General features: G+C 67.5%; 12 protein-coding genes and 1 pseudogene. 3 read left to right on the top strand and 10 right to left on the bottom strand.

What is annotated here, in order from left to right; genetic code table 11:
* Positions 1–30: 30 nt before the first annotated feature.
* The 5 genes and pseudogenes from KIK09_RS58605 to KIK09_RS46440 form a co-directional block, all read right to left on the bottom strand.
* Positions 31–175, bottom strand: a pseudogene (locus tag KIK09_RS58605) (IS1380 family transposase); the annotation flags it as partial.
* A 38-nt stretch (positions 176–213) separates the two neighbouring features.
* Positions 214–897 carry a hypothetical protein gene (locus tag KIK09_RS46455; protein ID WP_214325945.1) on the bottom strand — a complete coding sequence of 228 codons (684 nt, stop codon included), beginning with the start codon at positions 895–897 and terminating at the stop codon, positions 214–216.
* Between the two features lie 798 nt (positions 898–1,695).
* Positions 1,696–2,331, bottom strand: a complete 636-nt coding sequence (locus tag KIK09_RS46450; RefSeq protein WP_214325944.1) for an NAD(P)-dependent oxidoreductase — start codon at positions 2,329–2,331, stop codon at positions 1,696–1,698.
* A 704-nt stretch (positions 2,332–3,035) separates the two neighbouring features.
* The gene (locus KIK09_RS58600) at positions 3,036–3,326 is read right to left on the bottom strand and encodes a hypothetical protein (protein ID WP_250574916.1); all 291 of its coding nucleotides are present in this window, start codon (positions 3,324–3,326) and stop codon (positions 3,036–3,038) included.
* A 109-nt stretch (positions 3,327–3,435) separates the two neighbouring features.
* Positions 3,436–3,900, bottom strand: coding sequence for a VOC family protein (locus KIK09_RS46440; RefSeq protein ID WP_214326063.1), 465 nt, complete (start codon positions 3,898–3,900; stop codon positions 3,436–3,438).
* A gap of 346 nt (positions 3,901–4,246) precedes the next feature.
* On the opposite strand from KIK09_RS46440, the gene KIK09_RS46435 reads away from it, so the two are divergent.
* Positions 4,247–4,618: a winged helix-turn-helix transcriptional regulator gene (locus KIK09_RS46435; protein WP_214326062.1), complete on the top strand. Its 372-nt coding sequence runs from the start codon at positions 4,247–4,249 to the stop codon at positions 4,616–4,618.
* A 274-nt stretch (positions 4,619–4,892) separates the two neighbouring features.
* Here KIK09_RS46435 and KIK09_RS59720 read toward each other — a convergent pair whose 3' ends face one another.
* Positions 4,893–6,053: an ATP-binding protein gene (locus KIK09_RS59720; RefSeq protein ID WP_275956535.1), complete on the bottom strand. Its 1,161-nt coding sequence runs from the start codon at positions 6,051–6,053 to the stop codon at positions 4,893–4,895.
* A gap of 14 nt (positions 6,054–6,067) precedes the next feature.
* On the bottom strand, positions 6,068–7,357 hold the full coding sequence (locus KIK09_RS46425; protein WP_214325942.1) for an amidohydrolase family protein: 1,290 nt from the start codon (positions 7,355–7,357) through the stop codon (positions 6,068–6,070).
* 417 nt (positions 7,358–7,774) lie between these two features.
* Between KIK09_RS46425 and KIK09_RS46420 the strand changes: the two genes are divergently transcribed.
* Positions 7,775–8,674: a LysR family transcriptional regulator gene (locus KIK09_RS46420; protein ID WP_214325941.1), complete on the top strand. Its 900-nt coding sequence runs from the start codon at positions 7,775–7,777 to the stop codon at positions 8,672–8,674.
* Positions 8,675–9,014: 340 nt separating this feature from the next.
* On the opposite strand, the gene KIK09_RS46415 is transcribed toward KIK09_RS46420, so the two are convergent.
* On the bottom strand, positions 9,015–9,698 hold the full coding sequence (locus tag KIK09_RS46415) for a response regulator (protein WP_214325940.1): 684 nt from the start codon (positions 9,696–9,698) through the stop codon (positions 9,015–9,017).
* The gene (locus tag KIK09_RS46410; RefSeq protein ID WP_214325939.1) at positions 9,695–10,918 is read right to left on the bottom strand and encodes a sensor histidine kinase; all 1,224 of its coding nucleotides are present in this window, start codon (positions 10,916–10,918) and stop codon (positions 9,695–9,697) included. Before KIK09_RS46410 ends, KIK09_RS46415 begins: the two co-directional genes overlap by 4 nt.
* A 602-nt stretch (positions 10,919–11,520) precedes the next feature.
* Between KIK09_RS46410 and KIK09_RS46405 the strand changes: the two genes are divergently transcribed.
* Complete coding sequence (locus tag KIK09_RS46405; RefSeq protein WP_214325938.1) at positions 11,521–11,997, top strand: hypothetical protein; 477 nt, start codon at positions 11,521–11,523, stop codon at positions 11,995–11,997.
* Here the strand turns inward: KIK09_RS46405 and KIK09_RS46400 are convergent.
* Positions 11,966–12,592, bottom strand: coding sequence for a TetR/AcrR family transcriptional regulator (locus tag KIK09_RS46400; RefSeq protein ID WP_214325937.1), 627 nt, complete (start codon positions 12,590–12,592; stop codon positions 11,966–11,968). The two genes, KIK09_RS46405 and KIK09_RS46400, sit on opposite strands and share 32 nt — an antisense overlap.
* Between the last annotated feature and the right edge of the window lie 34 nt (positions 12,593–12,626).

Raw genomic sequence — 12,626 nt, 5'->3', positions numbered from 1 at the left:
GCGTTTCCGCTGGTGAGCCCAGGGGTGTTCGCAGCGAACGCGGTTTACGTCCACGTCGGTGGCCCACAATTGGGCGCCGGGGTGCGGGCGTTCCTTCCGCACGACCAGCCCCGTCCCACGCGTCCTCGCCGACGGTGCCGTCGGCTTCGACGGTCGGGGTCCACGCGCTCGCGGGAACCCCGAACCGGCACAACAGCGCGCCTGGGCGGGTGCCTACCGCAGGACGGGCCTGCCCTCAAGCACCGCCTTCAGGATCTTCAGGCTGTCGCAGATTCTGTCCTCTTCGAGGAACTCAGGGAGGACCGCCTCCGCCACGCTGGCGACCTTGCCTTCCCCGCCGAGGTAGACAGCGGCATTGGCTCCCTCGGCGTACTCGTCCAGGTGCCCGCGAACACAGGTGTCGGTCGTTGGTTTGCCGGCGAAGTAGATACAGCCCCGGCCGCCCATCTCAAGCCAGGTATGTGCAGACACCGGCCCTTTGACGACGAGGGCGGCCGGGTCGTACAGCGAAGTCGCGAGAAGGTTCCGGACGGTCAAAGACCGGCCGACGAACAGGCAACTGTCCCAGAGGCACACCAGATCCTGTGCCACGACCGAGCCGGTGACGTAGAGCGAAGTGTAGACGTCCGCGTTGCAAAAGGTGATGGGACCGCTGACGGTTAGATCGCCATCGATGACGTAGACCGTGTCCTCGTCCTCGCAGGGCGTGTTGCCCAGCGCCAGCGCACCGTCGATCGTCAGGTCACCGCGGTGGACGTAGAAATGCTCGGGTTCCTCACCGAAATAGTCGTCGACATCCCAGCTGGTGCGGTTGCTCGCTTCGGCCATGTCGTACTGCTCCAGCGCCTCCTCAACTGGCACGGCATCCCAGTTTGCGGCGGGCGATTCGAGAAACATGCCTCTCCCTTTCGACAGTGGGGTCATCGGCGGGTGGTCGCCGCCGCAGCGTTCGATAGCTGCCGTGATCCTCCCTCACAGCTACGACAACATGCTGACGGGCGATCCGAGTGAAGGTCACTTCTCCGAGTTCCTTCATCCGAGCGTCGCCCGTCGCAGGTCGCGATCCGTGCGAGCCCTGCTGCCGAAGGCGTCGATCCCGAGGTCCAGACCTGTCGCGGCGTTGTCAGACGCAGGACGTAGGCTCCCGGTCCGATGAGGTGCGACTACAGGCGTGGCACATGCGAGATGACGGCTGGCGACGGGACTGTGAAACTGGCGGCGTTGCGGACCGGGGCCAGGCCCAAACTGCGCGCGGACCTGTTCGCGGTGCTGGAGGGGTCGCTGCTCCGGCGCAGCTCGCAGGCCAACACCGCATTTACCGACACCGATCAGTTCGTCCGTCACCTTCGGCGGGACTCCGCGAAATCCAGTACCGCAGCGACCTGATCGACGGATGCCTGAGAAGCCGTTGTCGTGCCGAACTTGGCGTCGGGTTATAGGTTTTGGTTTCCTGGCAGGGTGATTTCTGTGCTGTCCGCGCATGCGAGCAGGACCGGGCTCGCGGTGGAGCGCTTGCGGGGGCCGGGAGGGCCTGCGGCGAAGCGCTTGTGAGGACCGGGAGGGCTCGCGGCAGAGCGCTTGCGGGGACCGGGAGGGCTCGCGGCGAAGTCCTTGTGGGGACCAGGAGGATGTCTGGTCCCCGGGACCTGGGAGGTCGGCCAGCGGCTGCGTGCATGCCGATGAACCGTGAGGCTGTCAGGCGGCTTCGATGCCGAGGTGGGTCTTGTGGTGGGCTGGGTTGTCGATCTCGTCGAGGACGGCCAGGGCGAAGTCCGCGTACGTGATCCGGCTGTCCGCATCCCCTGGTGCCAGGCGGTAACGGCCGGTCGGCGTGCCGCCGTGGTCGAAGTCGCCGGCGGGGCTGAGCACCACCCAGTCGACCGGCGTCGCGGTCTCACGGAGGACTCGCATGCCTGCCTCATGGCCCAGGTAGAAGGAGCGATACTCCTGCGGATACCCAGGCGTGTCCATCAGCGGCACCCCGGAGGCGTTCTCGAGGAGGGAGGCGAGGCCCACGGTCACCAGCCGACCGACCCCCGCCGCTGCGAGAGCTTCGAGCGTGGCCCGGGCGGCCGTACTGAAGAAGGCGTCGAAGTCCGCGTTCAGATCGGCCGTGGAGTTGACGGCGGCGTCGTGCCCCTTGGCCAGTCGCGCGACAGCCTCCACATCCGTGACGTCCCCCACAACGACCTCGACGCCATCGGACACGAGGTCCGCGTGCTTGCCCGAGTCCCGGACGACCGCGGTGACCCGATGGCCGCGACGGACCGCTTCCTGAATGGTCGCGCGTCCACCCCTGCCACCCGCCCCGAACACAATGATCCTGCTCATGCGTCACCCGCTTTCCCGCGAGCCGACCCCACGCCGGCCCAATGCACGGGACGGTACAAACCCACCCAGTTACCTTCAGGGAACCTCACCCACCCCCGTCGGGACCTCATCCCGGCTCCAGAGTCGCCTGGCATGAGATTGCCTTGGTCTAGGCGCCTAGCCACGTCCCCGAGAGGCGTGCCGGTCCCGCAGTGAAGCTCACCCGCGTCCAGGCCGCCGGAACGTGCACGATGCTCGCCGGGATCAGCGGGATCGCGATGCTCGCCACGGTCGAGGGGGTTGGTCGGCCCGTGAAGCTCGCCGTGGGTCAGGGGACGTGGGAGGCCCGCGACGCTGGCTCGGACCTGGGAGAGGTTGGTGGGTTCGCGATGCTCGCCACGGGTCGAGGACGCCGGTGGGTTCGCGATGCTCGTCGTGGGTCGCGGGGGTTGGTAGGTCCGTGAAGCTTGTCGAGGGGTCGAGGGGTCGAGGGGTCGAGGGGGGTGGTGGGTTCGCGGGTCGTGGGACGTTGGTAGGTCCGTGATGCTCGCCGCGGGTCGAGGAGGCCGGTGGGATCGCGAATTTCGTCCTCAGGTGGGGGAGGTCGGCAGGTGCACGATGGTGCCCCGTCTCGGGATATTGGTACGTCGGCGAAGCTTGCCCGGGTCAGGAGGGGGCGCTTGAGCCCGGCGGAGGTCGCCTCGGCTGTAAGGCGGCCTGGGTGATTACGTAGGTGAGCAGCGACGGCGCTTGTCGATGAGTTCGGACAGCGATGAGGGTCGGTGAGCGCAAGGAATGTCGGTCAGAAATGACAGCGCTGAGGCCCTTGTTGGTGAGCCAGGCGAGTCGGCAGAGCGCGGTGGAAGCCGTCGTCGCTGCCGAGCCGGTGCGCCGTCAGGTGGCTTCCAGGTTGGCGCGGCGGACCACGCTGCGCAGGACGAAGGTGACGATGATGGCATCGTCGGCGTAGCCGAGGATGGGGTGAAGTCGGGGATCACGTCGATGGGCAGGGCCAGGTAAGCCAGCAGCAGGGCGAGCCGTACTCGGATGCCAGTCGGCAGGGTGCGGTCGGCAGTGACAGCGAACTGCGCCAGTCGGCTCGCGAAGGCTCACGTTCACGGCCACTCAGTCCAGACAGAACTCGTTGCCCTCTACGTCCTGCATCACGAGGGTCGACTCGTTTACTTCATCGGCAGGCAGGAGCCGTACGCGTACCGCGCCGAGTGGGATCAGCCGTGCGCATTCGGCCTCAAGGGCTGCCAGGCGCTCTGCACCCACGAGCCCGATGCCGACGCGCACGTCAAGGTGCAGCCGATTCTTGACGACCTTGCCTTCGGGAACGCGTTGGAAGTACAACCGCGGACCCACCCCTGAGGGATCAACGCATGCGGACCATGAACCCTGATGCTCAGGCGGCAGCGTGCGGTTGAAATCGTCCCAAGTAGCAAATCCCTCAGGTACCGGCGGTGCGACGTACCCCAACACTTCGCACCAGAAACGGGCGACGCGTTCAGGTTCTGCACAGTCGAAAGTGACTTGAAACTGCTTAACGGATGCCACGGGAGAAGCCTTCCATACTGGGCGGTGCATGGCTGTAACCGCCCGCAGGGTGGCCGACGGGGTAAGTGAAGCCACGGGGAGATCCACGGGCCCAGCTTGACCAGCGCCCCCTCGCTCTGAGGAGCACATCCATCGTCTCACCGCAAGCCCAAGAGCGCTGCTACTTCTCACCGACATCGCTTCCCGCTCAAAACGATCGCTGTCGCACTGACCGACAAGCGCTGTCGCTACTCACCTACGTAACCACCTGGGCCGGTGCCTGTGTGTTTCGCGTGGGTTTGGGGGGCTCGTGCGGGTCCAGCGTCGCCGGCGGTCTGGGTGGGTGGGGCTTGGGTGTGTGTGGGTTTGAGGGGTGGTGGGTGGTTAGGGTGTGGGCATGAAGGAGCCGCTTGATCCGGATATGTTCGATCCGATCTGCCCGTCTGATCTCATGCCGATCCGGATCGGGGACAAGTGGGCCGGGATGATCATTCGGTGCCTGGAAGGCGGGCCTCGGCGGTTCTCGGAGCTGCGGGTTCCGCTTCGGGGGATCACTGCCAAGGTGCTCACGCAGTCGCTGCGGGGGCTCGAGCGCGATGGCCTTGTGTCGCGTACGGTCCACGATGACGGGATGCGCGTCGAGTACGAGCTCACGCCCCTCGGCCGGAGCATGATCGAGCCCATCAACGCCGTCTGCGCCTGGGCCGAGGACCACTGGGACGAGCTCATCGACGCCCGCGAGGCCGCCACCTTCGACCGAGCAGGCTGAGGCGACCCTCGGCTGACCAGCGGCGACATGCCAGACCGTAGGTTCGACGCCCCAGGGGTGCAGACAACTCCGGACATCTGTGCAGCAGACTTCGGAGATCGACAGCCTGCTCCTGCTCGGCCGCATTACCAGGATCTCGGCCACGGATGTCCTGCCGCGTGGAGGATCGTGTGGCGGGATTGTCGGGCTTCGGCCACGGATGTCCTGCCGCGCGGAGCGTCGCGCGGCGGGATTGCCGGGCTCTCGGATGCCCCGCCGCGCACTGCGGGCAGTATCAGCTCTTCGGCAGGGGGGCGACCTGGATGCGGTCGGTCACGCTGATCGGGCCCTGGTCGATCGGCGGCCAATCCAGGTCGTCGAAGTCGACGATCTCGCGGGCTGGGGGCTTCGCGACCGTTACCTTGATGCCCCAGTCGCTGTAGCGCGTGTCGATGATGGAGTGCTCCGTGGATTTGACGAGCTTGCCGTCCTCGTTGGGCAATTTGGTTTTCACGGTGTACTCCGTGATCAGGCGGACCGGTAGCTGATCGCGGTTGACGAGGAGCCTGAAGGAGATCTTGTCGGGGTCGGAGGGGTACCCGTTGTGGAAGGTGAGAGTGCCACGGTACTCGCCCGCCTTGGCGACGGCGGCCTTCGTGATCACCTTCTGCAAGATCGCCGGATTCAGAACGTCGACGAACTGACTGCCGCGCTGCCCATCGCTGCCCCAATGCGAGTTGCCGCTGAACCGGATCCAGCTCTTGCCCTCGGGCGCGGTCCCCCAGGTGAAGCCCTGGACATAGGTGGAGCGGCCCACCCTGACGGCGTGGATGATGGGTGGTTCGTAATCTTGGCTCAGCTTGGCGTCGGCCTTCTGCCTGTCGGTGAGCTTCGTTTTCGACACGAGGTCGTAGTCCACGGCCGAGGACTTTCCGAATCCGATCACTCCGGTGGTCCTGGAGGTGATGGCGCCGGTGATGCCGGTGATGGTGGACGTGGTGGTCTCAGTGACCCGGACGCCCCGTCCTGGGGAGAACTGCTTCTTCAGTGCCGTGACCGGGTCAGCCGGTGCGGCGGCCTGAGCCTGACCGGCGCCGGCGAGGAACGTGGCGACCCCGGCCGCGGCGGCAATGACTACCAGACGCTTCATGGGAAGAGATCTTGTCCTCCCGGCGTCACGGGATGATCTCGATATGCGTGCCAAGGTCAGGCTTGGCCTTGTGTGGGCAAGCTGGTAGGAGGTGGTACCGGTCTCGATGATGTTGCCGCCGAAGGTGAACCGATCGACGATCGCGGCGCACAGGCGCGGGTCGGTAAACGTGTTTGTCCACTCACTGAAGCTGGCGTTGGACGCGATGGCGATGCTGTTGGTCTCCACACGTTCGGTGAGGACCCGGAACAGCAGCTTCGCCCCCTTCTTATCAAGTGTCATGTACCCCAGCTCATCGATCAGCAGAGGATCAACCGCCTTCAGGGGGCCTTCCTCGGGTCGAAGCTGGACCAGCGTTCGCGCACGGCTGCCACGGCCCCGGCGACCTGAGCGTCGAAAGCGTCGATCTGCTCAGCTTCGGCAGCGCTCGCGACGAAGGCGCGTCGATCGCAGGCTATGCCCGCGCGCCATATCCGCTCGATCGCGCGTGTTGCGGTGATGTCCGTCAACGGGTTACCGGACACGAGGATCAGGTCCGCGCGCTGCCCGGCCGCGACACGTCCTCGGTCGGCGAGACCGAACACTCGCGCCGGTTCGGTTGTGGCAGCGGCCAGGGCCTGCGCCGGGCTGATGCCGCACCGGACAAGGAGTTCCAGCTCCCGGTGCAGGCTTGCTCCGAACACGGTCCCCGGGTTCGGAGCGTCGGTGCCCGCCAGCAAGGTGACCCCCGCATCGGCCAGTCGCCGCACGTTGTCCTCGGCCCGCGAGTAGGGCGGCATTTCCCGGCCACGCCATCCCGAGGCGCCCGAGGTCAACCGACGTGCCCAGGCGTCCCCGAGCGCATCAGCGAGCCGCGGGTCTCCTGCCACTGCTGCGCCACCCGGTTCACCGAGGGTGTTCTCGACGGTGGCCAGCGTCGGACCGACCACGATTCCGGCCTCGGCCATGCGTTCGACCAGGGCCTTGTCCAGCTCGGCGTCCGCGGGGACGTGGGCCACCACGTCGACGCCGGCGGACACGACCTCCTCGACACCGGCCGTCGAGCTCACGTGAGCGACGACGACCAGGCCGCGGGCGTGCGCGGCAGTGACCAGTGCCTTGATGGTCTCGGAGTCCAGCGACGGCCACAGACCCCTGGTGCCGGAGAAGATCTTCAGATAGTCCGAGCCCTCCGCGATCCGTTCCGCGACGAACTGCTCGGCCTGGCCGGCGGCGGTCAACGTCGGGAACGGGGCGTACATCATCGACGGGTGCCCGCCGGGCGCGGTGGCACCGACACCCGAGGAACGCACATCGGCCACGTCCGGACAGGAGTCGGCCTGCTCCTTGGCCCTGGCCACCAGGTCGGGTTTGCTGAACATGTCGAGAACGGTGGTAACGCCGAAGGTCAACGATTGCGCGAGGGCGCCGGGAACGAGGTGCACGTGCGCGTCGATCAGACCGGGAAGCACAGTCCCGCCACCCGCGTCGATCACTTCGTCGCCTTCTTGGGCGGCCGAGGCGGCCGAGCACTTGGTGATCAGCCCGTCAGCGAACCGGACCGAAGTCCAGTCCTGCGACTTCGTCCCGTCGAATACCTTCGCGTTCACGATCGTTGTTGCCGCGGCCACGACGTCCTCCTTCAAGGGATCCTGAACAACCTGGACCGAAGTTCGCCCAACGTCAGGGTCCCCTCGGGAGGTCCTCGACCTCGTTAGCGGAAAAGCCCCCACCTGGATCAGCAGACCACTGGCCAGCGGGCCGATGGCCGTGGCCAGTGGCGACCATCGCGCTGTACGCCCCGGCTGCCTTGCCCCGTTCCGGGCCCGGTTTGAACAGCTTCTGCATCAGCCCGACCACCTGCGACGTCACCAGCCCCCCCGGCGAGGCCCTGCACCAGTTCCACCACGCTGACCCCTTTCCACGCCGGCTGATGACGTCTACTCGCACGCTCTACTCCAGTCGGTCTCACCAGGGCCGATCAACGACCAACCCGGCCATGGAACAATCACCAAAAGGAATCGATCGAGGCGAGGAGGGCAGTGGCGATGGAGGTCCGGCAGCTGCGCTATTTCGTCACTGTCGCCGAGTGTGAACACTTCGGCCGGGCCGCGGAGGCCCTGCACATCGTTCAATCCGCGGTAAGCAAGCAGGTCGCGCGGCTGGAACGCGAACTCGGACTGACCTTGTTCGACCGGTCCCACCGTCGGGCCCGGCTCACCCCGGACGGCCAGGCATTCCTTGTCCACGCGCGCCGCGCGCTACGCGGCATCGACCGTGCCGCCGCTGCGGCCGTCGACATCGCCGTCGGTAGCACCGGTTTACTGCGCATCGGCAGCAGCGTCGTGTTCAGCTCTCGTATCGAAGCTGCTCTTGCCGCTGTCCGTGACGCTCACCCCGGCATCACGCTCCAGGTGACAAGCTCCGCCTCAACGACCGGTCAGCTCGCCGCCCTCGCCGCTGACGACCTCGATGCCGCATTCGTGGCAGCGCCACCGGACACCCCGGGCGTGCGGGTTCACCACCTCTGGGACGAGCCGCTGCTCCTGGCCGTCCCCGCCGCATACGCCCGCACCGCCGGCAACCTCGCCACGCTCGCTGAGCTCCCCCTGGCCCGATCCGAACGCGCAGATAACCCCGGCATCTACGACCTGATTACGGCCGCCTGCCAAGCGGCCGGGTTCACCCCCCGCGTGGGGCCGACTCTGACCCGAGTCCAAGACCTCCTTGCCGGACCCGTTGCCTCCGGAGGGTGCTGGACCCTGCTCCCCGCCGGCGTCGTCTCGCAAGACTTCACTGCCGTCGCCCTCATCCACCCCGACCCACCGATCCGCGTCCCCGCCGCACTCGCACTACCCGACCCCACACCCCGCGCCTCCGCACTGAGCCTGCTCACCGCTGCGCAGAGGAGAACAGCAAGCAAGCAGGCGCCGTCGAACGGTAGTTGACTCTGCAGCTACCGTTCGTGGTTGCCAGCCGATAGGCCAACTCCACGACGAGCGGGCCACCTGCTCAGTCTCAGTGACGCCAACTTTCGCCGACATGCCCTACCCGAACACCTGAACGACGTCGGGTTTCACCGTCAAAGCCACCCCAGGCACTTCGGCGGCTCCAGGATCGCGGGCCGCTTCGCTTCGCCGTCATCATGCTGTGCGAACCCGGCCAGCCGAGGATGACGGAGAACTCGCCCAGCGCCAGGGCCGCCGCGCGCCTCGCCGTCCTGTAAAGAAATAACCTATGGGGTTCCCTCTCCGGGGCAGGGAACTGTAGTTAACGGGGGCTGAGTATTCATGGGGGACACCGGCGAGCCGCGCGAGGTGTGATTAGTCCGGACTCGTAGGCGAGCGCGACCACCTGAGCTCGGCTCGAGAGGCACAGCTTGGCCATGGCACGGTTGAGATGGGTCTTGACCGTGGCCTCACTGACGCACAGCCGGGTGGCGATCTCGGTGTTGGACAGCGCCTGCCCGACCAGCTTGAACACCTCGACCTCACGAGCGGTGAGCAGGTCCAGGTCGGGCAGGGGCCCGGAGGCGGCCGGGCCGGGACGATGCGTGTAGGTCTCGATCAGGCGCCGGGTGACGGTCGGGGCGAAGAGCATGTCGCCGGAGGCGATGGTGTGGATCGCGGCGATGAGGCGTTCGGGCGGAGTGTCCTTGAGCAGGAACCCCGAGGCCCCCACCCGCAGGGCGTTGTAGACGTAGTCGTCGAGGTCGAACGTCGTCAGGATGAGCACGCGGGGCTGATGGTCGTCGGCGGCGGCCAGGATACGTTCGCAGGCGGTGACCCCGTTCATGCCCGGCATCCTGATGTCCATCAGGATCACGTCCGGGCGGGTCGCCGGAGCCAGGCGCACCGCTTCCTCGCCGGTGGCCGCCTCGCCGACGACGTCGAGGTCCGGCACGGCGCGGATCAGCGCGGCCAGGCCTGCACGTACCAGGGGCTGATCGTCGACGACCAGTACCTTGATCATGCGTATGTCTCACCCTGTGAGGTCGGGGACTGATCGTCGGAGGCTGTGGCCGACATGGGCAAGGTCACGACGACCTCGAATCCGCGCTGCGGCCGGGCTCTCGCGATGGTCGTTCCCCTGTAGAGCCTGACGCGTTCACGCATCCCGATCAAGCCGTGGCCATCGGGTTCGTTGACCGCCGCGGCGCCGTGGCCGTCGTCGGTGATCCGTAATTCCAGCTCGTCCACGCTGTAGCGCAGTGCCACCCGCGCGTGAGCGGGCCCGGCGTGTTTGAGCACGTTCGTGAGGGACTCCTGGATCACCCGGTACGCGCACAGATCGACCCCGGGCGACAGGGAACGCGGCGAGCCGGTGACCTCCACGTCCACCTCCACCCCCGCGGAGCGCATCCGTTCGACCAGTTGCCCGAGCCGCCCCAGGCCGGGAGCGGGATCGTAGCTGTCGCCTTCGTCGTCGGCCTCGATGCGCAGGACCGCCAGCAGCCGCCTCATCTCGTCCATGGCCTCGCTGCTGGTGTCGGCGATCGTGGCCAGCGCGGTGCGGGCGGTGGCCGGATCCGACAGGGACACATAGCGCGCGAGCCCGGCCTGGACGGCGATCACGGAGATGTGGTGGGCCACGATGTCGTGCAGTTCGCGGGCGATGTGCACCCGCTCCTCCGTCACCGCGCGTCGCGCTCGGTCTCCCTGGTCCTGTTGCAGCCGTTCGGCCAGGTGGGCCAGCCGCCGGTTGCGTTCGGCCAGCATGCGGGTGCTGTTGCCGAACGCCCACGCGATGGCGATCACGAGGCTGCCCTGGACGATGCTCGGCCAGACCAGGTCAACCGGCCCGAGCAGCGCGGTGTGCCACCACACGGCCGCCACGGGCAGCGTGGTCAGGAGGGAGAGCTGTGGCAGGCGGTGAGCCGCCACCGTGTAGAGAGCGAACAGGGACGCGAAGTTGTTCAACTGGTACTCGTAACCGAGCGTGTGAAAGACGATCGCCCCCACGCACGAAACGGCCAGCACGATCAGCGGCGCCCGCCTGCGCCACGCCAACGCCAGGCTGGTCACGCCGATCAAGGCCAGGCAGAGCGCGTCAGGAGCGCTTCCCTGGCTGCTGGAGAGCGTGAACTCGAACACCGTGGTGCTGGCGGCGATCACCACGCCCAGTGTCAGGTCGACCAGGAACGGGTTGACGCCGGCCAGCCGTACGAGGGACGACACGACCTTCGCGCACATCAGCGCATGCTATTCGCCCAGCCGCCGCCGCGGATCAACCGCTGGGTTGACGTCTGCTACCGCGAGGGTTTACCCCCGTGCGCGGCGCCGGCGCGAGCGTACGGCAGGCGTTCTAGCGACGCTTCAACCGCCAGTTTGACGCCTTGGTTGTTGATATTTGGCATAAATGAGTTGCTCATGTCCGTAGCTACAACGGACTCCCGCCGACTCGCGCAGTGGTGGCGAAGAGAAGAGAAGCACATGCGTGTGAGGGCGCGATGCCGACCTCTCTTACCGCTCGGTGTCGGCGGTGTGGCAGGACTGGTGGGTGCGCTGCTCGTCATCACGTCCTTACGGCCGGCCAACGCCGACGTGCCCGGCGCCGATCAGGGAAATCGGCGCAGGTGCGGACGGTGCTGGCCCTGTCCCGCGCATCGGATCATCCAGTCGAGGTGATGGGACAGCGTGCGGAGTCGCGGCGGGTGCTGGCGAATCCGGACGGGTCGACGACGGTCGAGGAGTACCTCCTGCCCAGATGGGTCAAGCGTGGTACGGACTGAGCCCCCGTCGACACCGAACTCGTGCGCCGCTCCGACGGCGTGGTCGCGCCGAAGGCGACACCGATGGAGCTCAGGCTCTCCGGAGGTGGCGACGCGCCGCCGGCCACGCTGGTCAGGGACGGCACCGAGTTGGCGTTCGGGTGGCCGGGGGCGCTGCCCGAGCCGGTGCTCGACGGGGACACCGCCACCTACCCCGGCGCGATTCCCGGGCTGCAGGACGTGGACCTGCGCATTCGCGCCGGGGCCGAGGGCTTCGCCGAGCAGATCGTGGTCAAGACCCGGCAGGCGGCGACCGACAGCAGACTGGCCCGGATGCGGTTCAGGACCAGCGTCAAGGGCGGGACCCTGCGCGCGGGCGCTCGGGGGCGACTTCGACGTGGTGGACGCCGCCGGTACCCCCGTGTTCCACGCGCTCCCTCGCTGACCTGGGACTCCACGGGCGCCGCCGGCAGGCCCCCCAAGGTGCGTGTCCCGGGTTCCACTTCGTGGACCAAGGCGGAGGAGCTCGCTAGCTCTCTGGGTGTGATGGTGGGGAGGTGAGTGTGTCCCAGGCGGCCATCGCGCAGGTGATGACCGTTTCCAGTTCGGCGCGGTCGGCGCCGTCGCGGGCTTGGATGGAGAGGCCTTGCACCACGGTGGTGTAGTAGCGGGCGATGGCGTCGAGGCCGGCGGGCGGCGCGGTGAGATCGCCGTCGGTGACGCCGCGGGCGAGCCGGTCTTTGATGGTGTCGAGCATGCCGCGCCGGCGGTCGGCCAGGAACTCCCTGACCGCGTGGTTCTCCACGGCGCCGGTGGGCGCGGCCAGGATGAGCATGCAGTAGTGCGGCGTGTCGGGGCGGGTGATCTCGTCGGCGGTGGCGCGCAGCATGGTGTGGATCGCGGCGCGCGCGGTCGGCTGTTCGCGCAGCGCGCGCCTGGGCGGTTCGCCTGAGGTGATGGCGTAGAGCGCCATGACCTTGCGGAACAGGTCCTCCTTGCTGCCGAAGCAGGCGTAGATGCTGGCCGAGGCGATGCCCATGGCCTGGGCCAGGTCGTTGAGCGAGGTGCCCTCGTAGCCCCGTTCCCAGAACAGGTCCAGCGCCTTGCGCAGGGCGGTGTCCGGGTCGAATGTACGCGGCCTGCCGCGAGGAGCCATCCAGCGTCCCTCCAGACTTCTTTGTCGTTCGATC

It is taken from the genome of Nonomuraea sediminis (assembly GCF_018531495.1).
GTDB classification, from domain to species: Bacteria; Actinomycetota; Actinomycetes; order Streptosporangiales; family Streptosporangiaceae; genus Nonomuraea; species Nonomuraea sediminis.
The sequence above is the reverse complement of the archived record's forward strand: the minus strand, read 5'-3'. Positions and strand labels throughout refer to the sequence as shown.

Excerpts from the sequence above, each read along its gene's own strand:
- KIK09_RS46400 (WP_214325937.1), bottom strand. The coding sequence starts at position 12,592 with ATGGCTCCTCGCGGCAGGCCGCGTACATTCGACCCGGACACCGCCCTG.
- KIK09_RS46435 (WP_214326062.1), top strand. The coding sequence starts at position 4,247 with ATGAAGGAGCCGCTTGATCCGGATATGTTCGATCCGATCTGCCCGTCT.
- KIK09_RS46405 (WP_214325938.1), top strand. The coding sequence starts at position 11,521 with ATGGAGCTCAGGCTCTCCGGAGGTGGCGACGCGCCGCCGGCCACGCTG.
- KIK09_RS46420 (WP_214325941.1), top strand. The coding sequence starts at position 7,775 with ATGGAGGTCCGGCAGCTGCGCTATTTCGTCACTGTCGCCGAGTGTGAA.
- KIK09_RS46415 (WP_214325940.1), bottom strand. The coding sequence starts at position 9,698 with ATGATCAAGGTACTGGTCGTCGACGATCAGCCCCTGGTACGTGCAGGC.
- KIK09_RS46450 (WP_214325944.1), bottom strand. The coding sequence starts at position 2,331 with ATGAGCAGGATCATTGTGTTCGGGGCGGGTGGCAGGGGTGGACGCGCG.
- KIK09_RS46440 (WP_214326063.1), bottom strand. The coding sequence starts at position 3,900 with ATGCACCGCCCAGTATGGAAGGCTTCTCCCGTGGCATCCGTTAAGCAG.
- KIK09_RS46455 (WP_214325945.1), bottom strand. The coding sequence starts at position 897 with ATGTTTCTCGAATCGCCCGCCGCAAACTGGGATGCCGTGCCAGTTGAG.
- KIK09_RS46410 (WP_214325939.1), bottom strand. The coding sequence starts at position 10,918 with ATGTGCGCGAAGGTCGTGTCGTCCCTCGTACGGCTGGCCGGCGTCAAC.